At 48.9% G+C, this 24406-nt stretch carries 26 protein-coding genes; 5 read left to right on the top strand and 21 right to left on the bottom strand.

Annotated elements, in window-relative coordinates:
• Nucleotides 1–76: 76 nt before the first annotated feature.
• From AUC31_RS00445 to AUC31_RS00420, 6 genes are all read right to left on the bottom strand, one after another.
• A complete protein-coding gene (locus AUC31_RS00445; RefSeq protein WP_058381901.1) occupies nt 77–1072 on the bottom strand; it encodes a GNAT family N-acetyltransferase in 996 nt (331 codons plus the stop codon).
• 6 nt (nt 1073–1078) lie between these two features.
• Nucleotides 1079–1741 (bottom strand): Dph6-related ATP pyrophosphatase, encoded by a 663-nt coding sequence (locus AUC31_RS00440; protein WP_058381902.1) that lies wholly within the window; start codon nt 1739–1741, stop codon nt 1079–1081.
• A 126-nt stretch (nt 1742–1867) separates the two neighbouring features.
• Nucleotides 1868–3250: a class II fumarate hydratase gene (fumC, locus tag AUC31_RS00435; RefSeq protein ID WP_058381903.1), complete on the bottom strand. Its 1383-nt coding sequence runs from the start codon at nt 3248–3250 to the stop codon at nt 1868–1870.
• A gap of 80 nt (nt 3251–3330) precedes the next feature.
• Nucleotides 3331–4830 carry a UDP-N-acetylmuramoyl-L-alanyl-D-glutamate--2,6-diaminopimelate ligase gene (locus AUC31_RS00430; RefSeq protein WP_058381904.1) on the bottom strand — a complete coding sequence of 500 codons (1500 nt, stop codon included), beginning with the start codon at nt 4828–4830 and terminating at the stop codon, nt 3331–3333.
• Nucleotides 4831–4935: 105 nt separating this feature from the next.
• Entirely contained in the window at nt 4936–5610 is a 675-nt protein-coding gene (locus AUC31_RS00425; RefSeq protein ID WP_058383712.1) for a hypothetical protein, read from the bottom strand.
• A gap of 134 nt (nt 5611–5744) precedes the next feature.
• Complete coding sequence (locus AUC31_RS00420) at nt 5745–6266, bottom strand: P-loop NTPase family protein (protein WP_058381905.1); 522 nt, start codon at nt 6264–6266, stop codon at nt 5745–5747.
• A gap of 214 nt (nt 6267–6480) precedes the next feature.
• Here AUC31_RS00420 and AUC31_RS00415 point away from each other — a divergent pair, with 214 nt between their 5' ends.
• Nucleotides 6481–6681: a cold-shock protein gene (locus AUC31_RS00415; protein WP_058381906.1), complete on the top strand. Its 201-nt coding sequence runs from the start codon at nt 6481–6483 to the stop codon at nt 6679–6681.
• 1096 nt (nt 6682–7777) lie between these two features.
• Here AUC31_RS00415 and AUC31_RS17600 read toward each other — a convergent pair.
• The 6 genes from AUC31_RS17600 to AUC31_RS00380 form a co-directional block, all read right to left on the bottom strand.
• On the bottom strand, nt 7778–9427 hold the full coding sequence (locus AUC31_RS17600) for a serine hydrolase (protein WP_157073439.1): 1650 nt from the start codon (nt 9425–9427) through the stop codon (nt 7778–7780).
• Nucleotides 9428–9549: 122 nt separating this feature from the next.
• Nucleotides 9550–10002, bottom strand: coding sequence for a GNAT family N-acetyltransferase (locus AUC31_RS00400; RefSeq protein ID WP_058381908.1), 453 nt, complete (start codon nt 10000–10002; stop codon nt 9550–9552).
• On the bottom strand, nt 10002–10454 hold the full coding sequence (locus AUC31_RS00395) for a hypothetical protein (RefSeq protein ID WP_058381909.1): 453 nt from the start codon (nt 10452–10454) through the stop codon (nt 10002–10004). The genes AUC31_RS00400 and AUC31_RS00395 overlap by 1 nt, the downstream gene beginning before the upstream one ends.
• A gap of 367 nt (nt 10455–10821) precedes the next feature.
• The gene (locus AUC31_RS00390) at nt 10822–13443 is read right to left on the bottom strand and encodes an MMPL family transporter (protein ID WP_058381910.1); all 2622 of its coding nucleotides are present in this window, start codon (nt 13441–13443) and stop codon (nt 10822–10824) included.
• Between the two features lie 3 nt (nt 13444–13446).
• Nucleotides 13447–13890: a MarR family winged helix-turn-helix transcriptional regulator gene (locus AUC31_RS00385; protein WP_058381911.1), complete on the bottom strand. Its 444-nt coding sequence runs from the start codon at nt 13888–13890 to the stop codon at nt 13447–13449.
• 103 nt (nt 13891–13993) lie between these two features.
• A complete protein-coding gene (locus AUC31_RS00380) occupies nt 13994–15073 on the bottom strand; it encodes an AI-2E family transporter (protein ID WP_058381912.1) in 1080 nt (359 codons plus the stop codon).
• 148 nt (nt 15074–15221) lie between these two features.
• Between AUC31_RS00380 and AUC31_RS00375 the strand changes: the two genes are divergently transcribed.
• The gene (locus AUC31_RS00375; protein ID WP_058381913.1) at nt 15222–16052 is read left to right on the top strand and encodes an undecaprenyl-diphosphate phosphatase; all 831 of its coding nucleotides are present in this window, start codon (nt 15222–15224) and stop codon (nt 16050–16052) included.
• Nucleotides 16053–16096: 44 nt separating this feature from the next.
• Here the strand turns inward: AUC31_RS00375 and AUC31_RS00370 are convergent, their stop codons facing one another.
• The 3 genes from AUC31_RS00370 to AUC31_RS00360 all read right to left on the bottom strand — a co-directional run bounded on the left by AUC31_RS00370 (nt 16097) and on the right by AUC31_RS00360 (nt 19360).
• Nucleotides 16097–17230: a CAP domain-containing protein gene (locus AUC31_RS00370; protein WP_237150672.1), complete on the bottom strand. Its 1134-nt coding sequence runs from the start codon at nt 17228–17230 to the stop codon at nt 16097–16099.
• A 143-nt stretch (nt 17231–17373) separates the two neighbouring features.
• Nucleotides 17374–18219 carry a DUF368 domain-containing protein gene (locus AUC31_RS00365; protein ID WP_058381914.1) on the bottom strand — a complete coding sequence of 282 codons (846 nt, stop codon included), beginning with the start codon at nt 18217–18219 and terminating at the stop codon, nt 17374–17376.
• A gap of 70 nt (nt 18220–18289) precedes the next feature.
• Complete coding sequence (locus tag AUC31_RS00360; protein WP_058381915.1) at nt 18290–19360, bottom strand: NAD(P)H-dependent flavin oxidoreductase; 1071 nt, start codon at nt 19358–19360, stop codon at nt 18290–18292.
• Between the two features lie 126 nt (nt 19361–19486).
• On the opposite strand from AUC31_RS00360, the gene AUC31_RS00355 reads away from it, so the two are divergent.
• A complete protein-coding gene (locus AUC31_RS00355) occupies nt 19487–19732 on the top strand; it encodes a hypothetical protein (RefSeq protein ID WP_058381916.1) in 246 nt (81 codons plus the stop codon).
• A 39-nt stretch (nt 19733–19771) separates the two neighbouring features.
• Here the strand turns inward: AUC31_RS00355 and AUC31_RS00350 are convergent, their stop codons facing one another.
• Entirely contained in the window at nt 19772–20620 is an 849-nt protein-coding gene (locus tag AUC31_RS00350) for a VOC family protein (RefSeq protein WP_058381917.1), read from the bottom strand.
• 123 nt (nt 20621–20743) lie between these two features.
• Here AUC31_RS00350 and AUC31_RS00345 point away from each other — a divergent pair, with 123 nt between their 5' ends.
• Nucleotides 20744–21079: a winged helix-turn-helix transcriptional regulator gene (locus AUC31_RS00345; RefSeq protein WP_058381918.1), complete on the top strand. Its 336-nt coding sequence runs from the start codon at nt 20744–20746 to the stop codon at nt 21077–21079.
• A gap of 98 nt (nt 21080–21177) precedes the next feature.
• Nucleotides 21178–21489 carry a hypothetical protein gene (locus AUC31_RS00340; protein WP_058381919.1) on the top strand — a complete coding sequence of 104 codons (312 nt, stop codon included), beginning with the start codon at nt 21178–21180 and terminating at the stop codon, nt 21487–21489.
• A 17-nt stretch (nt 21490–21506) separates the two neighbouring features.
• Here the strand turns inward: AUC31_RS00340 and AUC31_RS00335 are convergent, their stop codons facing one another.
• The 5 genes from AUC31_RS00335 to AUC31_RS00320 form a co-directional block, all read right to left on the bottom strand.
• Nucleotides 21507–22457 carry a magnesium transporter CorA family protein gene (locus tag AUC31_RS00335; protein ID WP_058381920.1) on the bottom strand — a complete coding sequence of 317 codons (951 nt, stop codon included), beginning with the start codon at nt 22455–22457 and terminating at the stop codon, nt 21507–21509.
• Nucleotides 22458–22552: 95 nt separating this feature from the next.
• Nucleotides 22553–22729, bottom strand: a complete 177-nt coding sequence (locus tag AUC31_RS17790; RefSeq protein ID WP_167549914.1) for a hypothetical protein — start codon at nt 22727–22729, stop codon at nt 22553–22555.
• 69 nt (nt 22730–22798) lie between these two features.
• The gene (locus AUC31_RS00330; RefSeq protein ID WP_237150670.1) at nt 22799–23212 is read right to left on the bottom strand and encodes an NUDIX hydrolase; all 414 of its coding nucleotides are present in this window, start codon (nt 23210–23212) and stop codon (nt 22799–22801) included.
• Nucleotides 23212–23718: a GrpB family protein gene (locus AUC31_RS00325; protein WP_058381921.1), complete on the bottom strand. Its 507-nt coding sequence runs from the start codon at nt 23716–23718 to the stop codon at nt 23212–23214. Before AUC31_RS00325 ends, AUC31_RS00330 begins: the two co-directional genes overlap by 1 nt.
• 159 nt (nt 23719–23877) lie before the next feature.
• Nucleotides 23878–24345, bottom strand: a complete 468-nt coding sequence (locus AUC31_RS00320) for a GNAT family N-acetyltransferase (protein ID WP_058381922.1) — start codon at nt 24343–24345, stop codon at nt 23878–23880.
• Nucleotides 24346–24406 lie beyond the last annotated feature (61 nt).

Below are 24406 nucleotides of genomic sequence, written 5' to 3'. Positions count from 1 at the left end.
AAATATCGTCATTTCGAACGCGCCTACGAGTATAACGAAGCTAGTTTCCACGAGCAAGTAAAGCGATGCTCACTATTCAATCATGGCCATGCGCCCATGAAATGCGTGGGTCGATCTGGCGCGACATTCTGACCATGACGGGCTGGAAACCCATCCGCGGCCAGAAATAGGAAGCCATTTGGTTTGGTGTATGCCAGTCGGCAAAAATATAATCATAGCCCTCTTTCTTCAATTCACCGAAGCAATGATTGGCCAGTGCGCGGCCGATGCCGCGACCGCGCATATCCGGGTTGGTCGAAGCAGCTGGCAGCTCCACGCAATTTTCAGGCGTCACCAAACTAAAAGGATCCTCCTTGCGGAAATACACATGGAAGCCGGCAGCCTGTTCACCTTGGTTAACGAGCCATAGATAGGCTTCTTCGTCTTCCGTCAGCGCGACATAGCTTTTCTGAACGTTTTCCATCGTTTCTCTCGTAATTGGATGCCAAGAAGGTGCAGCTGCCTGATGGATGCTATTCCACACCGCCATCTTTTTTAAAAGCGGCGCATCTGCCTTCGTGCCGCGCCGAAATTCGAGTTCGGGCAACGTGCCGTTTTTCGGTTCGTAATCATCCAGGGACAGGATCGCGTATTTTTGCTCGAACGCGAATCCTTGATCGAGCCATTGCTCGAACACCATTTCATCCCCAAGCGGCGCCATCAGCACATGGTGGAAATAGCCATGCTTAACCCATTCCGCTCCAGCATCCGCATATAATAAGCGCAACAGACGCGGGTTTTCATGCTCGCTGATGGCGATCGATTCATAATCCATCCATACATAGCGTCCGCGATGGGCTTCTTCCTTGAATTCATAAATCAGGTATCCAATCACATCAATGCCGCGGACAGCGACCACGCCACTGACGTATGGGCGCTCGAGCAATTTGCGGATGACAATCTCCGCCTCGTCGATTTCCTCGAACTTATCCGGCAGATACGGGAAAATCTTTCGCTCCCGCGACTGGCGTTTTGAAAGCAATGCAGACATTTGGCGGATATGCTTTTCTTCTACACTGATGATCTGGATCACATTCGATCACTCCCCTGTTTGAAGTTTCACTTCAAGCATTGCGTATTGCCCGTTGCGCACGATATCTCCGAACTCCACTGGCAACGGTTCAACAAAAATCGGGCCGTCCACCAATGTGGTATGGAATTCCCCTTCCTCTCCGCAAGCATCGATGCCGAGTGCCTCGAGTTCTTCAATCAGCTCACGGGTGAAAGCACGTCCGAGAAACTCCTCCCCGACACGCGCAGTATCCACCACTGTAATGACGGCTTTAAACTCTTCTTCGACCAGTTCTTCCAACAGTGAGCGGCGGGCTTCTTGCCATAAGGGATGCAAGACATCAAGTTCTGCCTGTTTGCTGACCTTTTCAACCCAATCAAGATGATCCTGCAGGTCAATATCCCCGTACACACCCATTTCGATGCCTTGTTCCTTGAAATGCTGCAAGTGGCGAATAAATTCTTTTTCATATCCTGACCAGTCGGCTTGCCCGATCACTAAAGGCAAGCCCATCCGTTCCGCTTGTGCTTCCAAGATCTGCTTTTTCAGCCCATGGGATTTCGAGCGTTCTCCGTCTTCTTCAAACATGGTGAACAACGCAATCGGCACATGCCCTTGCTGAACCGCGCGGTAAAATGCTAAAGCGGAGTCTTTGCCACCGCTCCATGATGTAATAAATGGTTTTTGCATACTGCACCTCTTCTGTAATTTCTTGTGTCTTACTTTTTCATTTCCTTGTTCCCTCTACTTCTATTTCCTGCCGCCAAACTCCTTGTTCCACAAAAAAAACAGCCGGGAAAATCCCGGCTGTTTGCATTATTTTCCTACCATATTCTCCGGGCGAACCCATTCGTCGAATTGCTCCGCCGTTAAATGGCCGCTCTTAACTGCTGATTCTTTCAGCGTCGTACCTTCGTTATGTGCTTGTTTAGCAATCGCTGCCGCTTTTTCGTAGCCGATATGCGGGTTGAGCGAAGTGACGAGCATCAAGGAATTCTTCACGTGGTTTTCGATGACGTCCAAGTTCGCTTCGATGCCGATTGCACAATTATCGTTGAAAGAAACAAGTGAATCCGTCAACAGGCGGACCGATTGCAGGAAATTGTATGCAATGACCGGTTTGAAGACGTTGAGTTCAAAGTTCCCCTGGCTTGCTGCAAATCCGATCGCAGCGTCGTTGCCCATGACCTGGGCCGATACCATCGTCAAGGCTTCGCTTTGCGTCGGGTTGACTTTCCCCGGCATGATCGAGCTGCCCGGCTCATTTGCCGGAATCGTGATTTCGCCGATGCCGCTGCGCGGACCGCTTGCGAGCCAGCGTACGTCGTTGGCAATCTTCATCGCATCCGCCGCAAGCGCTTTGACCGCACCGTGCACATAAACCATTTCATCGTGGCTTGTCAGTGCATGGAATTTATTTTCCGCTGAAGTGAACTCCGTGCCGACCGCTTCTGCGATGAATTCCGCAACATAGCCGCCGAATTTCGGGTCTGCGTTGATGCCCGTTCCGACAGCTGTTCCGCCGATCGCAAGTTCACGCATATGCTCGACGCTTTCTTTGATCATGCGCTCGCTTTTCTCCAACATATGGCGCCAGCCGCTAATCTCTTGGCCCAATGTCAGCGGTGTAGCATCTTGCAAGTGTGTGCGGCCGATTTTGATGACGTCGTCGAATTTCTTCGCTTTTTCATCCAACGTCGCTTTCAACTTCTGGACCGCTGGAATCAATTGCTCCGTAACCGCTAGAACGCCCGCAACGTGCATCGCCGTCGGGTATGTATCATTCGAGCTTTGGGACATATTGACATCATCGTTCGGGTGAAGTTTTTCATCCGATCCCTGTTCCGCCAAAATTTCGTTTCCGCGGCGTGCCAATACTTCGTTCATGTTCATATTGGACTGCGTGCCGCTTCCTGTCTGCCAAACGACGAGCGGGAAATGGTCGTTCCATTTGCCTTCGATCACTTCGTTCGCAGCTGTTTCGATGGCGCGCATTTTTGCGTCAGACATCTTGCCGAGCTTGTGGTTCGCTTTAGCTGTCGCTTTTTTCAATTGAGCAAATGCCATGACCACTTCATGGGGCATACGTTCTGTTCCGATGGCAAAGTTTTGGACGCTGCGCTGAGTTTGCGCGCCCCACATTTTGTCAGCTTCAACTTGAATTTCACCGATCGTGTCTTTTTCTGTACGATACTGCATTCCATTCACTCCAATTCTTAGTCTTTAATTAGCTTCTCTTCTATTAAACACATTCCACCCGAAAAAAGCGACCCTCGCCGCTAAAATCCCCCGGTTTTGCTCGAGAAAAACGCTTCGATTATCGCTTCATCTGAATGCGGGATATGTTCCCCTTTAATAATCTGGGCGCCGTTGATACAGCCGCTCGACAGCAAGATGATGTCTTCCGGCCCGCTTTCCGCGAGCGCTTTTTCCACTGCCTGTTTGCGCGTTGGCGCCTTCAGCACTTTTTGCATGTACGGGACACTGAAGCCCTTGATCACTTCCGAAACAACTTCTTCCGGATCGTTGTAACCCGGATGGTCAACTGTAACGACCAAGACATCTGCTTTCCCTTCAGACGCTTTTGCCATTTTCGGCATCTTGGCAAAATCCCGGATACCGATTCCGGCAATCAGTGCAATCAGGCGGCGATGGGGCAATTTACGGGCTTCCGTCAAGACCGCATCGATCGCGACTGGCGTATGGGCATAATCCAAAATGATGGTCCGTTCTTCAGGGCCTCTGATCACTTGAAAACGCCCTTCTACTTGAGGCATATTCGGCAAGACCGCAATGATTTGGTCGATTGAATGCCCTGCGTGTAAGGCAGTCGCAATCGCCGCCGTCAAATTCGCGGCATTGTAGTCGCCAAATAGCGGAGCTTCAATGATCCGGATATCACCTCTATAATTCAACTCAAAGCGCATGCCTTGTGCAGATGCGCTGTAATTTCCCCAGATCAGGTCAGCGCCGCTCGACGGATCTTGGCTATAGCTCAGCACCGGATAATCCGCCACTGCTAAAATGCCCCCGCTTAAACCGGGATCGTCAAGATTGACGACAGCTGCTTTCGCACGTTCAAACAACTTCAACTTGGACTCCCGGTAATGCTCAAAAGTTTTATGATACTCGAGGTGCTCCTCGGATAAATTCGTATGGATGGCTACATCGAAAACGATTCCTTCCACCCGCTGCTGATCCAACGCAGTCGAAGACACTTCCATCGCCACTGCCTGCGTGTCGGCATCGACCAGCATGGAGAAAATCTGGTGGATGTCTGAAGCGATTGGCGTGGTTGGCGTACTTTTCTCAAACGGCACTTTGCCTTGAGCTGTCTCGACGCCCGTTGTGCCGATAAATCCACAAGGTGTTCCCAGCAAATTGAATAAATTGCGGGCATAGGTAGCCGTTGTAGTCTTGCCATTTGTTCCCGTCACGCCGATTTTAAACAAATCATGCTGCGGCGAGCCGAAAAAGAAATCTGAGGTGTGTGCGAGTGCATTGCGCACATCCGCCACCAACACAAAGCTGACAGAAGGATAAAGCTTGGCTTGATGGGATAGAATTTCCTCGTTGGAGCCGATAATCGCCTGCGCACCGTTTTCGATGGCAGGCTCTATGTATAGATGTCCGTCTGTATTTTCCCCGATGACGCAAAAAAATGCAGAACCATTCCGTGCAGCCGAAGAGTTATAGACAATCGCTTGGATGTCCACTGACTCTGGCCCGAATGATTTTAATATGCGTACCCCGGGGATTTGTGCAAATTGCAACTTCATATCGTAACTCCTCTTGAAGATAAATTTATGTGAATTTCTGATAATTTTACAGGAAAGCGCTGGAGTGTTCCACAATTCGAGTCGCTTTTTAAAAAAAATTACCGATCAACTAAGAGGTTTGGCAAATTGCAGCGCATGAAAGCCTTTGACCATCTGGAAGCCGATTCCAACATATCCTTCATTTAGTAATTCTTGCTGTTTTTGTAGATCGTCGATCGGTGCCGTGACTTGATTGCCGTAATCTGCATTTGGCTGTTCGAGATCTTTTACAAGGATATAGCGTTCCAAGCCGTCGTACTTCTTCTTTAGCGCAGCGATGTGCATGTGCTGCGTAAATTTATCTTTCAGGCTCGGGATATTCATCGGTGCCACTGTGCAGGCCACGTAGCGGAATTTTTTCTCCAGTTTCTTCAATTCCTTCATGACCACTTCGGCCAACTTCTGCTGAAGGCGGTTTCCACGGTAATCGGGAGCGACAGCCGAAATTTCCTGATAAATCATGTTGCCAAGCTCTTCTTCAGAAAGCCCGATATCGCGCCCAAGATGCTCCTCGTCAATTTCCGGAACGAGTAGTGCCCGAAAAGCCACTAGCTCTCCTTCTACAAAAGCCCCGACAATCAGCCCGTTATGCTGCAAAATAAACAGAAATTCTTCAGTCGACAACGGCTGCAACGTATTTTTCTCTGGCAGCGAGTCGATAACCGTTTGCTGAACCCGTTCGATTTCAGCCAAATCCTCCAGGTACAGGCGCTTCATATACATTGGCACCTGTTTGTGCATACGCACATTGGTCAGTGTACCTTCATATAGGCGGTCTTTCAAAGCCCATTCCCCCTCGTTTCTTTCGTACTATCAGAATACCATGTTCCCTATCCATCGTCTCCAAGTTTTTTCAATTGACTGTAAAATTGAAACTATTTACCGACCTGTTCCAAAAAAGCCTCAATTTCCTTTTGTGTACGGAGGATATACACCTGTTTTTCAGGATACTTCCTAATAAATTCTTCTATTAAATGGTGTTGCGATTTTTGCCGCTCGTGATAGGTCGTCACAATAAACTTCAAAAACTCGTAATCCAGCTTTTCAGGACATCCTGGCGCCATATCCGGCCTAGCTTGTTTACGGTATTGAATGCGCCTTTTCAATACCCGCCATAAACAGCGCCACAGTGGAAGCTGCAATTGGATAAGGGCATCGCAAGCTGCCAAGCGGATAGCGGCCGTGCTATTATAGTTCCCTTCCATGATCCAGCGCGGCTCGTCCGCTAGCTCCTGTTGCTTGTGCTGAAATTCTTTTTCCTCTGCTTCAACCCAGCCCGGCTTCCAGTAATACGCATCCAAATGATGCACCGGCAGATTAGCCACTTTTCCTAAACGTCTTGCAAACGTTGATTTGCCAGCTCCAGCTGACACACCGATCACCATAATCCGCTGCATCGATCCCCCTCCTATCCCTCTTCATTCAACTATAACGAATGGCGGGAAAAAGAAGCAACCGAACTTAATCCTTGCATTTCAAATAGTACCGTGCTATTCTAAGGAAGAATTATTTTTGTTCGATGGCTTTTCATTAAGTATCAGATTTTATCTGAAGGATTTGAGCAAGGATAGTAATACAATGTATGCATTAGCATACGAGGAGGAAACACACATGGAACAAGGTAAAGTAAAATGGTTTAACTCAGAAAAAGGATTCGGCTTCATCGAGCGCGAAGGCGGAGACGACGTATTCGTACACTTCTCAGCTATCCAAAGCGAAGGATTCAAAACTCTTGACGAAGGTCAAGAAGTTACTTTTGACATCGAGCAAGGCCAACGCGGTCTTCAAGCTACTAACGTATCAAAAGCTTAATTAACCCTTAAACTTTCAATGGACTCTTCTTCGGAAGAGTCCATTTTTTATTGTCTAAAAATATATGCATGCAATGAAGCGCGTTCTTTAGGTGAGATAGCGAGTTTTTGTGTATGGAAATGTTCCGGCGTATTGATATAAGCGTCGCTTTAGTATTCGCCGCCCTGCTTTGGGTTGGCCTTTGGCGCTGGGCGGCTGAGAGATTTTATTGAATGATGCTAGTTTATATAGCTTTCTTTTTGTATTCAGTTGCCGGCTAGCGGGGAAATCGCTTCCCGAATAGAACAGAAGTGAAGATAGCTAGGGTTTGCGTGTCGAAGTGTTTCTGCATTCGATTCAGGATTCACCTTGGTAGTCGCCGCCCGGCTTTGGGTTGGCCTTTGGCAACAAGCCAGGAAAAGCACCTGTCTTATTGCGTCGGCTCACCCCCTTACGCTGGCCGACTGAGAAATTCCATTGATTCGGATGCGTTTAGTCAGTTCTGCTTCTGTAACTAGTTGCCAGCTAGCGGGGAAATCGCTTCCTGCGATGAAGCATCTAGTCCTATAGCATTTGAGTTAAGAAGCTTGTGGTGAAACTAGTACTCACTATCGCCTTCTCTTGTTCCAAATGATATGAGCTACAAAGCATGAAGCATTTCCACATTTTCAGTCGAGCGGATAGAAGAAATTCTCTTCCTTCTAAAACTAGAGACGGAGTGGAAGGGGGGCTGACGCCTGTGGGACCGCGCGGGCTGGCGAGACAAACGTGCCGCGCTTTTGGCACGTTGGCTCAACACCCGCCCCACGGCAAGCAGCTCCCCTGCAACGCAGTCGAAAAGCGGAAGCTTTTCAAATCTCTTCTTTCTAACTAACAGTTCCTTTCGCATCAGCTGCATGACCCGCACCCTGCGAGCTTCCTGCAACGCAGTCGAATAGTACAAGCTTTCTCCACTCACTTCCCTCCCTTATTTCATCAGTCACAAAGAAAAAAGCTGCCCAATGGCAGCTTTTTTTAATTCATGATGAAATACAATTGGAAGACCAGGAAAATGATCGCGACCAACAGGAGCGTTCCGACCACTACGCTCATGGCCAGTTTTTTTCCGTCCATCGACTCACCCTCTCAGTTTTTTCTCGCGTTCAATGGCTTTCACTATATCATACGCGCCTTCCCCGGCATTTGACAATACAGTAACGATGGATTTTTGCTGGGGATAATAGCCCGAATGGAAATTCACGCCAGGGTCGTACCCCATTACATGATACTTCACCGCTACTCCTTCTTGCTCCTCAATCCACACACCGTAGCCGTAAGCTTCGTCACCTTGTTGCGCCTGGACCGTCAGCAGGCGATTTTTCATCTCTTCAGACAATAAAGTCCCATCCATCAACCGGTTCCAGAACTTCGCCATATCGCCTGCCGTGACGAAGGCGCCTCCGTCCGCTCCACCGCGAACTGGAATCGCGTATTGGTTCGTGCGCCAAGAGCCGTCTTCCTCAATATATCCATACGCCGTATTTTTCGGCAAACGATCCAGGCGGAAATAACCCGAGTCCGACATATCCGCTTTCGCCAACACTTCCCGCTCGACGTAATCGGCGAATTCTTCGCCAGTCACTTGCTCGATGATCAGGCCGAGTGCGATATAGCCCGCATTATTATATCGGAAACGTGTCCCCGGTTCTTCGACAGGTGGCAAGTCGCGGAACAATGGTACAAAATCAGCTGGCGTCTCCATCCGGTACATCGGAGTCTCTTGCCATAATTGTTCGAAGTCATCCATCGCCTCTTCGTCGAAGTAATCAGGAAGGCCTGATGTATGGCACAACAGTTGGTGAACCGTCGCGTTGAAATTCGGGAAGGTCTTCGGCAATAGCTCTGACAGCTTCGCTGAAAGTTCGAGCTTGTTTTGCTCCACCAATTGCAACACAGCGACAGCTGTAAAGATCTTGCTGCCGGACGCGATGCCGAAGCGGCTGTCGACAGCAATCGGCCGTTCATCCGCACGGTTCGCGAATCCTTTGGCAAGCGACCAATTTTCATTGCCGGCCATATGTGCAGTCCCTGAAAATGAGGCCGATTCCATTAAGTCGGAAACCGGATTATCTGCTTGCTTTTGCACCATATGCCCTTCCGCATCGATCTCGATCATCCGTCCGTCCGTAAGTTCGATTGCCAGGGGATGCGTTTCACTTTTCAGCTTGGAGAAGAACCACGTACGTTTTGGCGGTACGAGCACCAGAAAATGGGGATCTTTGCCGAGAAAATTCAGCGTTGTCGGATCGATCCCTTTATTGCCGCGTACGGGAATTTCCATCCGTTCCAATGACTCGCCCACTTCCTTGACATATGGCGAAACGATGCCGACTTCACTGATGTCGAGTAAGGAATCGATTGTGAAATCATCCATGATGTCGACGTGGCGGCGTCCGATAAACTCAACGATATTGCCGGCAGGATCCTGAAAATAGAAGGCATCGGAATTGAAATTCGAATAATAAATTTCGTCCATGCCTTCCTGGCGGTTCAGCTCAACGCGCGCACGCGCCCAGAATTTGGCCAAACTGAATTGGTTGCCTGGAATATTGATTGCATAATGGTAAAAAGACGCACTGTCCGACTGGCGGAATTCCAAAACGGACGTGCCGATTGAAAGCGCAAAGCTGGTGTCGTCTTCTTCAACAATCCGGAAGCCCAACTGGTATTCGTAAAACCCTTTCATTTCATCCAAACGGTTTGTGTACAGTATCACTTTCTTGAACATGTCCTCACCTCTTCTCTCAGCATACCGAAAATGGTCAGAATTTTCCTCTTTTTCGTCGCATACAAGCCGGCCTTTTGACATTTAAAGACAAAAAAAGCGAATGCATCTGCTGCATTCGCCTGTTACCACCGATAATCGAGCCGGACCATATCCCGGCACTGCAAGCCATTTTCAAAAATCGGCTCTTCGTAATGGCGGATGAAAAAGTCCCGGTCAATCGATTTCATACGGAAGCCACATTTTTGGTAGAGCGCCAATTGCGCCAAACTCGAATTTCCGGTGCCGATCTCGACAGCCGAGAAACCGAGTTTTTTTGCTTCTTCGAGCGCCAAAAACACTAAGCGCTTGCCAAGCCCTTTGCCGCGCTCACGCTCAGCAAGGGCAATGTTTTTAATTTCGACTGTTTCGGAATCCAGCGCAGTCAAGACGAACACGCCCACGACGGTTTCCTGCCATTCGGCGATAAAGCAATGACCGCCAGTACAATAGTCGCGGACTAGCTGCTCAGACGGATCCGCTTCCAGCAACAGCCCGATCGGCAATTCCTCGTACATACCCAATTTTCGGATGTTCATTATTTTCGCTCGCTGAATCCTTGGTCGAGCAGATAATCTTCAGCGTCATCGAACGTGCCGAAACTTTCTTCTAAGTTTTTACCTGTATAGATATTCCAGAAAGGCTCTTCGTAGACAAGATCAAGTTTTTCACCTTCTCTATTGGTCCACCGTTTATCATAAGGGGGTTCTGGTTCCTGGCCCAAATAATCGATCGAATCGGCGATGATGCTGCGCAACTGGCTCGCTGAAAAATCACGGATGTTGACCAAGCCGCGGTTGTCCGCTTCGTATTGCGGCAAATCACCGACGAAGACAAAACCGTTGCCGTTCGGGTGAAGATGATAGACCACATTTTTCTTATCGTAGAGGCTTTCTTCAAATTGGAAGTTAACTCGTTTCATCGATACTTCTTTTCGTGTCAGTTCCGGAAACGCTTCGATCACTTCTAGTTTTTGCTCAAATGTCAGCACTGGACATCCCCATTTCTTCTTTGGATTTCTGACTTCATTATAACATGCATACGGTGTGCTTCGCCGTTTGCGAAATAATAGAAAAAGGGCTGCCCATAAGAAATGAGTGATGTCCATTTCGACGGACGCTTTCCGCGGGCACGGCTTCAGCCGCTTCCCTCGCTGCGCTCAGTCCAGGGTCTTCAGCTCGCGTCGCTCCGTCGCAAGGCTCCGTCACTGCTCCCGCAGGAGTCACCGTCTCCATTCCCATCACATGTTCTGAATTGAAGAGATTGGACGAACACGAACATACAAATAAAATATCCGAAGAAAAAGGACTTCTTTTTCTCCGGACATTTCAAGGTAATTATAAGGCAGCCTTTAAAACTTATTTTTTCTTTTTCAATCCGAATGGCCACCAAGCGCCGCCCGCAAATGAAACGGTAATTGCCGGCACGAGCAGCGGCAAGACGATCAAGCCGTAAAGCAGCAAGCCAGTGATGACGATGGTTGCGATCTGCATCAGGCTGAGCACTCCGGATGGCAGCATCGCGCCGAACGTTCCGGCGAGCAAAATGGCAGCCGTGATGATGACTGTTCCCATTTTCGCCATCGACCGGTGCATCGCTTTCGAGAAGTCTGCGGCCGTTAAAGCTTCTTCACGGTAACGATCGAGCAGGAAGATCGAGTAATCGATGCCGAGCGAGACAAGCATGACAAAGCCAAAGAACGGAACGGCCCATGTAATGCCGTCATAACCGAGCCATCCGACGAAAATCAACTCGGTGATCGCAATCGAACTGTAATAGGTTAATAAGAGAGAGCCGATCATAAACAGCGGCATGATGAAAGAACGCAACAGCACTGCCAATACCACGAACAAACTGATGAGCATAATGCTGACCGTACGCGTAAAGTCACTCTCGGAGATGTCCTTCAAGTCGCTATTGATACTTGGCACCCCGCCGTATGCAATGTCCACTTCTTCAAGAGGCGTACCGTTAATGCTTCTCTCAGCCGCTTCTTTTAAATTCGTGACGATGTCGATCGCTTCCGGAGAATAGGGATCTTCTTCGAGCACCACTTCCATCAACATGCCTTCGCCATCGGCAAATGCATACCGATCAAGCAGCGGTTCGAACTCTTCTTGTTCCAAAGTGCCTTCAGGCAGGTAAATGCCTGTGCCGCGCACCGCTTCGCTATCGCTGATGCCTGTCAGTGTATCGGCGATTTCAGTCAAGCCGTCGCTGATTTCCGTAAGGCCGTCTGATGAAGCGCCGACGCCTTGCGCAAGTTCCCCGATGCCAGCAGCTAATTCATCGTATTGGCCAGCGCCGCCGTTTAAGCCTTGTTCAATTTCTGAAAGCCCGGCATTCACTTGAACGAGCGCACCGACGGTCTGTTCAATATTGCCGGTCTGCAGGAGGCCGCCTGAAATCTGTTCAAGCTGCCCGTTCACTTGCGACAAGCCTGCAGCTGCTTCGCGAAGGCCAGCGCCTCCTGCCTGTCCACTGATCGTTTCCAGGTTTGTTTCAATTTCACCAAGGCCGGACTGGACTTCGCCAATTCCAGCATTCGCCTCTTCAAGCCCTTCTGCAATGAGGCCAAGCTGATGATCGACGAAGAATTCATCAATCACCGAACCGGTAGGGCGAGTAATGGCACGAACCATGTCGACACCTTCAACTTTTTCCATATCCTGCGCCAAAGCATCCAGATACGGGATCGTTTCTTCTGCCGTCAGGCTTTCTTCGCCTTTAATGACGACTTGGACCGGCATCGTATTGCCTGCGCCGAATGCCGATTCAATGGCATCGAGGCCTTTCACCGATTCATAATCCGAGCTGATCTCGTCTACTGTATTGAATGACAGGTCGTTGTTATAAGAGAACAGCAAAGGAACAGTGATGGCCGCCACAAGCAGCATCGACCAAAGTGGACGGTTGACGGACAATTTGCCGATCCAGATCCACAACTTGCTGTCTTTATGGGACGCTGAGCCCTTACTTGGCCAGAACAGCTTGTCTTTTAGCACCGCCATGAAAAACGGCATGACGGTAAACAGAACGACGAGGAGGACGGCGATGCCGACCGCAACGGCAACTGCCGATTTGAAAATCGGGAATTCCGCAAAGCCGATAGCCGCAAAGGCAATAAAGCCGGAGAAGCCGCTGATGAACAAAGTCTTCCCTGCCGTCCGGTATGTGTTCAGAATCGCTTCCTGTACACCTTTTCCTTCTGTCAGTTCTTCTTTATAGCGGCTGAGCAGCAAGATGCAGTAATCGGTCCCGAGACCGAACAGAATCGCCACCAGGAAAATCTGCGTGTAATTCGAAACCGGGAAGCCGAACCAATCGATGAAAAACGCCACGAGCGATTGACTGAGCAAATAGCTGAGCCCTACCGCCACCAGCGGGATGATCGGCGTGATAAACGAACGGAACACCGCCAGCAGCAAGCCGAAAATCAAAACTACCGTGATGATCTCGGTTTTCTTCAGGCCTTCCTGGGCACTGGTGTTAACGTCTTGGTTGATGATTGCCTCACCCGTCAAGTAGACGGTTAAATCGTCCGGCACAATCGTTTCACGGATTTCATCCGCGAGTGCCGCCGCTTCTTCATCTGTTCCTTCAATCGATACCGGAAGCAAGACCGTCTGGCGATCTTCCGCCACCAGCTGCGCTTCCAATTCTTCATTTTCAAATGGGTCCAACACTGTCGTCACAGGATCGCCGAGCGCTTCGATTTCCGCTCTCATGTCCGCGATCTGCTGCTCGCTTGTTTCATTGAGTTCCGACTCCAGTTCGATCACCAATGAAATCGTCTGCCCTGACACATCAGCCGATTCCAGTATCGTTGCCGCACGCTGCGAGTCCGCTTGTTCGGACAATTGGAACGAACCTGCTTCTTCCGCTTGTTCCGTTAAATTTGGCGCCACTAAAAACAATGCCGCTGTCAATACGATGAGCCCGATCATGATCGGCCATTTTAATTTCAGTATCGTTTGCATCCTTTACACTCCATCCGTTTTCATGATTGCGCTGAGCTTTCTGAAAATCACCAGGAATTGCTCGATCTCCTGGTCGTCGACTTGTTCTGACATCAGCTTTTCCAAGTACTCTGCTAGAATTTTATCCGACTCCTCGAGGACCGATTTTCCGGCATCGGTCAATTCAAGCAGCTTTTCCCGCCGGTCTGCCGTCTGGACCACTTGAATCAATTCTTTTTGCAATAGTTTTTTTGTCCGGTTCGAGACGGCGCTTTTATGTACACCTTGCAGCACCGCAAGTCTTGCCGATGTGATTTGGCCTTCTTTGCCAATGAGTTTCAGCGATTGCATCTGCTCAGGGGAAAACTCTTCCCATAACGGATTGTCCACTGAACGGATGACCCGCTCCGTTCCGTAAAATAATACTTCCTGAAACAATTCGACTGCTTCTTTAATGCGCATATCCATAAATAGTTTACCCCCTCAACTAATAGTAGTTTAGGGGGTAAACTATTTGCCGTCAAGCAATTCGCCATAAGAAAAACCCGCAGCCTGGACTGCGGGTTCTCACTTATACTTCTCTTGTTGCGGTCGAGCGGATTTCCTGACGCCTTGCGTAAATATTTTTGATGATCGTTTTCACGACCGCGTAGAACGGAATCGCGAGGATGATTCCCCAAATGCCCGCGATGTTTCCGGCTGCCAGGATCAATGTGATGACTGTCAGCGGGTGGACATCGAGTGCGTTGCCCATGACGTTCGGCGTGATGAAATTACTCTCGATCTGTTGTGCAATCAACATGATGATGGCAACATACACTGCCATGATCGGATCCTGCACCAACGCGATCAATATCGCCGGGATGACGGCGATATATGGCCCGAGAAACGGGATGACATTTGTCGCCATGCCGATCAACGCCAATAATAGCGCATAATCCAAATCGATAATTAAATATCCGATTAACAGCATTACTCCAACTAAAAAGCTGACGAACAGCTGACCTTGGATATACGAACGCAAGGTGTGGTCAATGTCTTTCAAGGTCTTAATGACCCACAGCTTGCGCTGTCCGCTAAAGAAGCCGGAAATGAACGGCACGAATTTGCGGTGGTCAATCAATAGGTAAATCAAGAAGAACGGCACGAGAACGAGCGTAATGACCCCCGAAATGAAACTTGTAAGGAACGACACGACCCAGCCGCCGATATCCCCGATGCGGTCGCCAATTTGACCGCTCATATCATTGATTTGCTCTTCCAGCGAATCCGGCAAGCGGTCACGCTGAGCGAGCAGATACTGCGCGTAGTCTTCTACGTCATTGATAATGCCCGGGGCATTGTCGACAAGCGAGTTGACTTGCTTTGTTACCGCCGGCCCAACCATTGCAAATAATAGATAAAAGACCAAAACAATCAAGAAAACGATAGTTAAAATGGCGGCCCATTTCGGGAATTTGCGTTTCTCCAAAAAATACAGCAGCGGACGCGTCAAATAAAACAACACGCCCCCGAGAAGCAGCGGCACGAAAATCGTTCCCGCAATGATGAACAGCGGGTCGAAAATCCCCTGGACTTCGATGAATAAACGAATGATGACCAGTGTCAGGATGATTCCGACGCCCGCTTGAAACCATAATTTATTTGTCACCTATTACACTTCCTTTCTTTCATGTGTATACCCAGTTTATCACGATTATATGGTATTATATGTTTTTATGTAAGGTGAACTTTTTCGAACACTGCACGTCTTATGACTGTAGTTGCAAGAATGAATAGAATTTGGAGGATACATACAGATGGAACAATTATGGCTTACCATTAAATTTTTACTGCTCGGGCTATTTCAAGGGCTAACGGAACCGATCCCGATTTCTTCGAGCGGCCACTTGCTGATTGCGCAATATTTTCTCGATGTGGAAATCGAGGGAAGCAATTCGACTTTTGCTTTGCTCGTCAATAGCGCATCCCTGATTGCCGTCTTGATCATTTACCGCGAAGACATTAAACGGCTGGTCATTAACGGCTTGAAATTCTTCAAAGAAAAAACGCCGGAAACGCGGCGCGATTTCATGTTCATCGTTTATTTGGTCGTCGCGACCATTCCTGCAGGCATCATCGGCGTCTTATTCCAGGATACGATTGATTCCTATTTGTCGACAATCGTCACGGTAGGTATCACCTTAGTGGTCACCGGTCTTGCGCTCTGGTTCATCCGCAATATGCGAGGCCAACGCAAAGACGGCAATATGACAATGAAAGATGCCTGGATCATCGGCGGCGCACAGGCTGTCGCTTTGATCCCGGGCATCAGCCGCAGCGGTGCCACAATTGTTGCCGCTATGGCTCGCGGCATCAACCAAGAGACAGCATTGCGCTTTTCGTTCCTGCTGTTCATTCCGGTCAGTTTTGGCGGGGCTGTGCTGAGCATCACCGATATCGTCAATGACGATAATCTATCGACAATGGCCGTGCCGTATATCATGGCCTTTGTCGGCTCGCTCGTTGCTTCGTACTTCTCGCTGAAATGGTTCATGAACATCATGGCAAAAGGCCAGCTCAAGTATTTTGCGATCTACTGCTTTATCGTCGGCCCGCTCGTCGTGCTCGCTTGGTTCTTACTGAACTAATGAAAAACCCCTCTATTGCGCAGATGCAATAGAGGGATTTTTTCTTAGCGATTAAAGAAGTTTGCCGTGAAATACGGCTGCTGGTCCGAGTTGAATGCAACGCCGACACCGAGATAGCCGAAGTCGGGCTTGACGATGTTTTCCCGGTGGCCCATCGAATTCATGAGCCCTTCGTGGGCGAATACGGCGCTATACTGCCCGTATGCCAAGTTTTCACCGGCGATAAAGAACGTAATGCCATCTTCTTTCATGCGATCAAAAGGTGATTGGCCAGCCGGGTTGGTATGGCTGAAATAACGCTCATCCGCCATTTCCTGACTATGGTCACGCGCCGTTTCCATCGTTTCACCGTCCCATTTCAAAAGCGGTAGCTCGCGCTGGATTCTTGCTGAATTGGTCAGTTCGAACAATAACAATTCATAGCCTTCTTTCACTTCCTGTGAAGGCTCCGCGTAAATTTCGCTGCGCTGTTCTTCCAAATCCTTGTCGATGACCTGGACCGCCGTGACCGTATCCCCTTCGTGGACATCATAGAAAACCGTCGTATAGGAATCCGCCGTTTCAAACAAGTCATACTCATCGCGCGAATCCAGAATATATTGCACACGCCCTTTTTGCAGGCTCGTCAGCGGCGTCCCGAATAACTCGCGCACTTGCGTTTTGGTCGAATCCATCGAGAACCCTTCCGTGGAAGAGATGAGATCCTGGTTGGTGAACATGCCGTTGACCTCGCCGTTATTGTCATAGGACAGCAACACATAGTTTTGGTAATCCTGATGGTAGCTATGCCAGTCGGTTCCATATTCATTCTCCATCAAACGCAGCGGCAAGCCGACTTTTTGCTGGGCTTGCTCCTTGCTCATGCCAAGCGTGACATTATGGACCGCCACCATGGAATCCGTATCCGATAGCTCTGGTTTTGCGACCGCTTCAGGCAAGACAGCTGAGCTTTCTGTCACCATCGCCTGCAATTGATGGCTGATGCGCGTCGTGAAATACTTGGCTTCATCGAGCGCTTTGGAAACATCCGTGTCAGCTGTTACATTTCCGATCACTTCATCTACAGAATCCAAAAAGCCCAGGTCGACGTATTCTTCGACAGACGCTTCCCATACTGGGCGGGTGAAAAACAATAAGACTATGAGCAACAGGATGCCAAATAATTTCCGCACACGCATCACCTCTTTCTCTTCATTTCAGTGTAATCGCAAAAGCGAAATCCGGAAAGCAAAAAGCCTTTTTTACTTTTTTCCTTAAATAAATACCAAAAGCGGACGGGAAAAGGAGTGCTTTTCACCGTCCGCTTTGCTATTTTCATTTGTTAAGCTTCCACATTGTGTTCGCTCGTAATATCGGTTTTCTTCGGCGAACTGAACCACAGTGTGAACAATAAGCCGACCGTGAATGTAATCAGGCTAGTCACCAAGGTCATTGGGTCAGCCGCAAATCCTGGGAATACGACAAATAGCGAGCCAAGGATCAAGCCGATGATGGCCGCATACGTCACATACGTGAAATGCTCCAACAAATAGCTGATCGCTTTACTTGAGACGACAAATCCAACCATGACGCCGGCACCGATTGCCAAGACGATCGGCAAGTTCAATGTCGATAAGGCGTTGATGGCCGTCGAATAAACACCGATCAACAACAAGATAAACGAGCCGCTGATGCCAGGCAACAGCATCGCCATGCTCGCGATCCAGCCAGAGAAAAACAGCAGGAAGAACGTCGGCAAGCTCAATTCCGTAATCGGCGCTACATTATCATCGGTCTGGATAAAGGCCATGGAAGCAAGCGCTGCCCCGATGACCAGCAAGATGACCAAATGGCGCGCCGTGAAATTCTTTTTCACTTCCGCTTGCTTCATAATATAAGGCAAGACCCCAAGGATCAGCCCCATGAAGAAAAATTGCGTCGCTTCGTAATGGTTTTCCAGCAAAAATTCGATAAATCGGCTGAACAATAATAAGGTGATAACGATCCCCATGCCTAGAGGTACGAGAAAGCCCAGCTGTTTTTTCCATTCGCGGCTGAAAAAGCCGCTGATCGATTCAAGCAGGCGATCATAAATCCCAAGGATAAACGCAATCGTCCCTCCGCTGACCCCCGGAATCAAATCGCTGATGCCCATCAAAATACCGCGGTATATATTTTTCCATTCCATTCGTTCAATCTCCTCGTTTCAAAATCACTTTTAACAGTATAGCACGCAGAAACAGGAAACTCGAGCCGTATTACCGCAAGAGCGCATGTGCTTGATCCATCATGGAAGAGACGATTTCCGCCGCGCCTTCTTCCTGCGTCATACCTCTTGTTGCCTGTCCTGCCCATAACGACATGAATTCCGGATTGTCGGCTTTTGCCGCTGCTCCGCGTATTTCTTTTGTTACTGTATTTTGGGACGGAAATGGCAGCGGTTTGGTTCCCGATGATTCGAATTGTTCGATGAAATAATTTTTGATGCCGCGTGCCGGGCGTCCTGAGAAACTTTTCGTCACGACGGTGCTTTCTTCATCGCTTTCGAAGATCGCTTGCTTGTATGCCCGATGCGCACCCGATTCCTTCGCTGCAACAAAACGCGTTCCGACTTGAACGGCTTGTGCGCCGAGCGTGAGCGATGCCACTAACCCTCGACCGTCCGCGATGCCACCAGCCGCGATAACCGGCACATCCACAGCGTCTGCAATTTGTGGAAGCAGTGCCATCAAGCCGACCTGTGCACCCATTGGATGGCGATCGAACGAAAAGCTGCCACGGTGCCCTCCCGCTTCGTTGCCTTGTGCCACGATAGCGTCGGCTCCTGCTTCCTGCGCTTTCATTGCTTCACTGACTGTCGTCGCCATGGTGATGATGGTGACACCTTGCGCTTTGGCTTCTGCCATGTGCTCAGGCGACAGCGAACCGAATGCTGTACTGATGATCGGCACATTCATTTCAAGGCAAATGCGGAACAGCTCTTCCCCGTGATCCGGAGAGCTGTATTCAGCGCTTTTGCCGTCAATTGCCAGCTCCTCGTAGATCGGCTGCAGCGCTAGTTTCACTTCATCGATGCGCGAGAAATCATCTTTTGGCACGGGCGCGAATAAATTGACTGCAAATGGCTTATTGGTCCGTTTGCGTATCTCCATAATGTCTTCTCTCAGCTTGCCAGGCGTCAAATAGGCAGCGCCTAGCGTCCCCAGGGCTCCGGCTTCCGAAACTACCGCTACCAGTTCGGCAGTGGTCGGGCCGCCCGCCATTCCTGCCTGGATGATCGGATACTCGATCCCGAGCAAGCGGCAAATGTCTGTATTCAATGAAATCATGGTTTCCCCTCCCGTATGTCTGCTTACTTATAAGTATCTCAGTCTTTGCGATTTCTTCAACCGGGAACCTTTTCCGAACGGTTTGCGTTCTTAATACCAGCATCTATGAGAAGGCGGGATTGAATCATGAAAGGTTTCCTTTCGTTACTTGGCATCACATTGATTGCCGTATTTTGCGGATTGATCCTATTGGGCTTTTATAATGAACCTTTTGAAGACTGGCAAAACCAGGAACGGCTCCAGGCTTATACGGAAACAAGAGATAACCTGATGCCCGAACAAACGGGCAATGTCCAGCAAGCCGTTGCGCCTGGACGTTCCACACAAACCTTATTATATGCGGATGCATCCGCTTCGTGCCCGGCACCTTAATGCAGAAATCCCCGAGACACCTTGGTCTCGGGGATTTTTTTATGCAGTTAAAATACGAATGCGGTTGCCGGATGGGTCAGCTGTCTCCAACGCCGCACCGTCCACGTGAATGTCAGCGCCGTATGCCTGCAAGCGGTCGCGCATGGCATTTTGTGCTTGTTCATCTGCGACACGGATGACGTAATGCGCGAGTCCTGCCGTCTGATCCGGCAAAGCCGGAATGCCTGTGCCGTTCCAGATATTCAATCCGATATGATGGTGATAGTTTCCGTCCGAGACGAACAGCGCTTGATTGCCAAGGTTCGCGACCAGGCCAAAGCCGATCGCCCCGGTATAGAAGTCGTGCGCTGCCTGGAGATCCGAGACATGGAGATGAATATGCCCAAGCACAGTGCCCGCTGGCATGCCGCTCCATTTCTCGCCATTTGATGCTTGTGCGACTTCCTGAACATCGAGCGGATCGACCGTCATATGCACTTGGTCTCCGCGCCATTCCCATTCACCGGGTTCGCGGTCGCGGTAGATTTCGATGCCGTTCCCTTCAGGATCCGACAGGTACAAAGCTTCGCTCACTTGATGATCGGAAGAACCGATCGGAATCTGTAACTCATGAAGATGGAGCAATATTTTGCCGAGTTCTTTCCGGTCGGGCAATAGTACCGCGAAATGATACAATCCGGCAAAGCGGCCGGCTTTCGCCTTGAACTCCGGCGCGGATTGAAGCGTCAGAATTTCTTGCCCGCTTACCCCGAGAACGGTCTCGTTTTCCTTTTCTTCGATGGTTTCAAACCCCAACACTTCCGTATAGAAACGACTCATCCCTTTCAAATCCAAAACTTTCAATGCTAGGCTTTCGACATAATGCACAGGCTTTTGATGAAAACTCATGATAACTCCTCCATCCACTTACTATTTGTAACTAATTTTATTTTAATAACCTAGTTACGTCAAGTCATCTGTTTTTTAATTCTTTTATGGATATGCTATTATGAAGAAAAAGGAGCGGTGACCATGAAAAGCCAGGAAATTTGCCCACGGTTTGAAGCAGCTATTTCCTTATTGGGACAGCGCTGGACAGGCCTGATCATCTATCAATTGATGGATGGCTCCAAACGTTTTGGCCAATTAACGGAAGAAATCGGGATCAGTGGCCGCCTCCTGTCCGAACGGCTGAAAACGCTTGAAGGAGACGGTTTGGTCGAACGCATCGTCTATCCCGAAACGCCTGTGCGGATTGAATATTCGTTGACTGAAAAAGGCGCTTCGCTGCAGCCGGTCATGAAGGAAATCGAACGCTGGTCACAAAATTGGATAGAGACTGCAGAGAAGGCGGAAAGCACTCCATAATGAGGAGAATTTCCGCCATCTTTTTGCCTATTATTATAGACAGAATATTCTAATACCTGTTAATGTAAGAGTATAAACGGCGGAGGAGGAGCATGCATATGTCGATGTATTCCAATATGACCTATGAGAACGACACGCGGAAAATTGACAAGGCATTGAAAAAGTATGAAGAGAAAAAGAACGCCGCATTGGTACTGCTCGCAGAAATCGATATGCTGAACAAAATGGAAGACGTGGAAGATACAATACTTTGGAAGCAGAAGTCAATGAAAGAAAAACTCATCGCAGCCGAACGTCAACGGCGGGATGTCGAGGAAATGCTGATCAATTATATTGGCAAATACGACGACCGTGACTTGCATCGCTACACCGAACTGCTCGAGGAACTGAAAAAAGACAAACCGAAATGACAAAGGCAGGACTGAAATCAGTCCTGCCTTTGTTTTTCTTTGCCTTTGTTATCGATCGAACGGAGAATGTCGCCCGTCCAGCCTTTTTGTTTGAAGTACAAATAAAGCATAAATGTAGAAATCAGGATGACAGCAATCGACATTACATAACCGTATCTTAAATCAAGCTCCGGCATTATACGGAAATTCATGCCCCATAAAGCGCCCCACGCCATGACCGGCGTGAACAAAGTTGTGAGCACTGTCAGCGTTTTGACAATTTCGTTGCCGCGGTAATTGGCGACGACATTTTCCATATCGACCATGTTCCTGATTTCATCTTCATAAGATTCAACGAGCATGACACAGCGATCAATCCGCTTAGCGGTCCGCTTATATTCTCTACCTTCATGGATATCTCCACCGAAGGTTTCTTCAATTGCCATGCTAATTTCCCGGAACCCCATGATCAAATGCTTCCATAACAAGATTTCGTGACGCACTTCCTCGATGCTTTCCAAGGTTTTCCGGTTATTATGTTCTTTGATATTCCATAGCAAGTGATGAAGACGCTCTTCAAACCCGTCGATTTTATGCAACACCGAACCGACCATGCCCCAGAGTAAGATCATCATCACTTCGATCGGCGATTCTGCAACTTCCATTTGTTGAATCATCAAATGCCTCGGCATATCCAAGTCTTCCTCAAAATCAAGCGTGCTCGTTACCAATAGCTCCGAAGATACGTAAAAATGAAAGACATCCTGTGCATCGCGTGCATGACGGCTTTGCTTATAAATCAATGAGCCCCATAAAACTTCCCTGTCGAGCTGGGAAGTATCGGCATGAAGAATATTGACGGTTAAGCTTTTTGACTGATCGATCCATTGCTGCAATTTCGGGTTATCTGTGAGCAGTTGGCGGAAATCCGCCGACTCCATCGCGTTCTCCTCTTGCCATACTGCATTCGCAAATTGATGCCGCGGCATAAGTCTCCCCCTTTTCTTCCTGATGAACAGGCTTCGAAACCTTCCTTATCCAAACCACGTAAAAAATGCCGCTCTATTACAAGCGGCCGGTTAATCTAGTCATTCTGGTTGTCATTCGGTGTCTGGTCCCGGTATTTTTCGTTAGAGTTTTCTTCGTATTCCAAATCCCTGTCCGGCATCGGATCCAATTCCTTGTCAGGTGGCTGATGGCGTCTCGGTTCCACATCCGGCAGCAGTTTCTCGCCTTCTTTGTCTTTCCGTTCCTTGTCCATGCGATCGCCCTCCCGAAAAATTCGTTTGTAGTTCTTTACCCCAGCCTCATTTTTTAAATCCTGCTGAACTCAAGCCGCAACAAGCGATTTGAAAAGCTCCAAATCATCCGGGTAGGCAAGATCGATCTTTTCAATTTCATCGATAGATTTCCAGGCGATATCTTCAATCAAAAAATCCTCTTTTGGGATGGTTAGTTCGCCGCCTGTCACTTCAACCCGAAAATAATGCAAATCAAATGATACAGCAGCATCTTCGTAATTACCGTCCCGCGTCTTCAGGAGTTCGCCCGCCTTGACCGTAAGCCCTGTCACTTCCTCGAACTCACGCTCACAGCATTGTTCGAGCGTCTCGCCCGCTTCAATACCGCTTGCGGGAACCGACCATTTGCTGTCTTCTTCCGGTGCTTTCATCAGCACCAATAAAATTTCGTTTCGATCGTTTACACAGACGCCGGCAGCGCCTTTCCAATTCGCCATTTCCATCAAATCTCTCCTATCGCCTTTTTCTCAATTTCCTGGACCATCGCTTGTTTTCCATTTATGTATTGTTCGATGTCCAACGGGTATTGCTTCGCTAACTTCATCTTTAATTCACCATAGGCTTCGGCAACTTGCGGATTCACCATCAAGAAATCCCGGAATGCCAAATGGCGCAAGATTTCGGGATTGCCTTGTTCATAACAATGGACGTGATGCGTGCGTTCATTGCCGCCTCGCTCATAATAACGCCTCCCTGCCAGCCCGTTTTCGCCTTTGGCTTGATAGCCGAGCTTTCGGAAATCCTCCTCAAAGCGGTCTATAGCTTCTATATCAGAAACGATCACGAGCAAATCAATCACCGGTTTGGCAGCAATTCCCGGCACTGCGGTACTGCCGATATGCTGCACATCCAGACAGTTGGATTCGAGCATGCTGCGAATTTCTGCTGCGGCATTTTCAAACGCATTTGGCCATCTTTCGTCATACGCCGATACAATCACTTTACGCATTCTCTTCCACCTCCGATGCAATTCAAAAAAAAATCACCTTTTCCCAAATGGCAGCCCTCCGACTTCCATTGTACAAGAAAAGGTGATTCTGCAAACGGCTTTTTAGCCGTTCGTTCAATTGAGGAATGATGTCAAAAACGTTCGATTGGAAAATCGGCCTTATTTTTTAGCAGCGTGTTGCTCCAGAACGAGCCGGTGCGTGACATCCGGCAAGCCGACGTCTCCAGAGAAACCATTCGCACGGTAAAAGGCATCCGCTGAAGCTGAATCCGTCCTTACCACAAGTTCACTGAATTGGCCTTTGGCAAAATCGATGATCGCTTGCAATAATTTTGTTCCGATTCCTTCTCTTCTTACAGCTTTCGCAATATAAATACGCCGCAGCCTGCCGATTCCTTCTTTCGTGGAATAAGGATCCCGGTTCAATCCTCCGATTGCGACCAATTTGCCATGAGGGTCGAACACACCATACAATACTTCACCTTGTTGATCGAAGCGATTGCTTCCGTCCTCGTACTGATCGACGAGCCTCCTCAGGAAACGGTACCCTTCTGATTCACTTTCTTCTACAAGGTCCATTGCATCCACTTCGCGCAAGTCTTCGATTTCTCTGATTTCCATCGGCATTTTCACGTCCTCCTTTTCAAGTAAGCGATACAGGAAAAGGGCTGGCCCAAATCATATCATG

This window comes from Planococcus rifietoensis (genome assembly GCF_001465795.2).
In the GTDB taxonomy this organism is placed as follows: domain Bacteria; phylum Bacillota; class Bacilli; order Bacillales_A; family Planococcaceae; genus Planococcus; species Planococcus rifietoensis.
This window is presented reverse-complemented; position numbering and strand designations above follow the sequence as displayed.

Excerpts from the sequence above, each read along its gene's own strand:
- fumC (WP_058381903.1), bottom strand. The coding sequence starts at position 3,250 with ATGCAGTATCGTACAGAAAAAGACACGATCGGTGAAATTCAAGTTGAA.
- AUC31_RS00370 (WP_237150672.1), bottom strand. The coding sequence starts at position 17,230 with ATGCGTGTGCGGAAATTATTTGGCATCCTGTTGCTCATAGTCTTATTG.
- AUC31_RS00390 (WP_058381910.1), bottom strand. The coding sequence starts at position 13,443 with ATGCAAACGATACTGAAATTAAAATGGCCGATCATGATCGGGCTCATC.
- AUC31_RS00425 (WP_058383712.1), bottom strand. The coding sequence starts at position 5,610 with ATGCACAAACAGGTGCCAATGTATATGAAGCGCCTGTACCTGGAGGAT.
- AUC31_RS00330 (WP_237150670.1), bottom strand. The coding sequence starts at position 23,212 with ATGGAAATGGCGAATTGGAAAGGCGCTGCCGGCGTCTGTGTAAACGAT.
- AUC31_RS00335 (WP_058381920.1), bottom strand. The coding sequence starts at position 22,457 with ATGCCGCGGCATCAATTTGCGAATGCAGTATGGCAAGAGGAGAACGCG.
- AUC31_RS00400 (WP_058381908.1), bottom strand. The coding sequence starts at position 10,002 with ATGAACATCCGAAAATTGGGTATGTACGAGGAATTGCCGATCGGGCTG.
- AUC31_RS17790 (WP_167549914.1), bottom strand. The coding sequence starts at position 22,729 with ATGGACAAGGAACGGAAAGACAAAGAAGGCGAGAAACTGCTGCCGGAT.
- AUC31_RS00350 (WP_058381917.1), bottom strand. The coding sequence starts at position 20,620 with ATGAGTTTTCATCAAAAGCCTGTGCATTATGTCGAAAGCCTAGCATTG.
- AUC31_RS00340 (WP_058381919.1), top strand. The coding sequence starts at position 21,178 with ATGTCGATGTATTCCAATATGACCTATGAGAACGACACGCGGAAAATT.
- AUC31_RS00430 (WP_058381904.1), bottom strand. The coding sequence starts at position 4,830 with ATGAAGTTGCAATTTGCACAAATCCCCGGGGTACGCATATTAAAATCA.
- AUC31_RS00420 (WP_058381905.1), bottom strand. The coding sequence starts at position 6,266 with ATGCAGCGGATTATGGTGATCGGTGTGTCAGCTGGAGCTGGCAAATCA.
- AUC31_RS17600 (WP_157073439.1), bottom strand. The coding sequence starts at position 9,427 with ATGTTCAAGAAAGTGATACTGTACACAAACCGTTTGGATGAAATGAAA.
- AUC31_RS00440 (WP_058381902.1), bottom strand. The coding sequence starts at position 1,741 with ATGCAAAAACCATTTATTACATCATGGAGCGGTGGCAAAGACTCCGCT.
- AUC31_RS00385 (WP_058381911.1), bottom strand. The coding sequence starts at position 13,890 with ATGGATATGCGCATTAAAGAAGCAGTCGAATTGTTTCAGGAAGTATTA.
- AUC31_RS00345 (WP_058381918.1), top strand. The coding sequence starts at position 20,744 with ATGAAAAGCCAGGAAATTTGCCCACGGTTTGAAGCAGCTATTTCCTTA.
- AUC31_RS00375 (WP_058381913.1), top strand. The coding sequence starts at position 15,222 with ATGGAACAATTATGGCTTACCATTAAATTTTTACTGCTCGGGCTATTT.
- AUC31_RS00365 (WP_058381914.1), bottom strand. The coding sequence starts at position 18,219 with ATGGAATGGAAAAATATATACCGCGGTATTTTGATGGGCATCAGCGAT.
- AUC31_RS00360 (WP_058381915.1), bottom strand. The coding sequence starts at position 19,360 with ATGATTTCATTGAATACAGACATTTGCCGCTTGCTCGGGATCGAGTAT.
- AUC31_RS00320 (WP_058381922.1), bottom strand. The coding sequence starts at position 24,345 with ATGCCGATGGAAATCAGAGAAATCGAAGACTTGCGCGAAGTGGATGCA.
- AUC31_RS00325 (WP_058381921.1), bottom strand. The coding sequence starts at position 23,718 with ATGCGTAAAGTGATTGTATCGGCGTATGACGAAAGATGGCCAAATGCG.
- AUC31_RS00355 (WP_058381916.1), top strand. The coding sequence starts at position 19,487 with ATGAAAGGTTTCCTTTCGTTACTTGGCATCACATTGATTGCCGTATTT.
- AUC31_RS00415 (WP_058381906.1), top strand. The coding sequence starts at position 6,481 with ATGGAACAAGGTAAAGTAAAATGGTTTAACTCAGAAAAAGGATTCGGC.